Consider the following 303-nt stretch of genomic DNA (forward strand, 5'->3'; position numbering starts at 1 on the left):
AATACCGCCCCAGTCATTGAGTCCGGCACTGATGTAAGCGCCGTAACCGGCTTCCAGATTGGGCGGAGCCTGCAGACTGTTTTCAGCAGGCAGCATCAGACGGGCTACGGCCAGGGTCCGTTTCATCTCATCCAGATCCGGCTCCTGAGTACCGGCCATAGCCGTACCGGGTTTTGCGCGGAAATTCTGGATAATCACTTCCTGGATACTCACAATCATCAGCTCCTGCTGATACCAGTTAACAGGCTGTACGGGCTTGCTCAGATAGTGCTTCAGAATAACAACAGCACAACATCCGAGAGC

At 54.1% G+C, this 303-nt stretch carries 1 pseudogene; it reads right to left on the reverse strand.

Going from position 1 to position 303, the window contains the following annotated elements:
* Positions 1-303 (reverse strand): annotated as a pseudogene (locus H4O21_RS25320) (hypothetical protein); the annotation flags it as partial.

This window comes from Oceanospirillum sediminis, from assembly GCF_014164585.1.
GTDB classification, from domain to species: Bacteria; Pseudomonadota; Gammaproteobacteria; order Pseudomonadales; family Halomonadaceae; genus Oceanospirillum; species Oceanospirillum sediminis.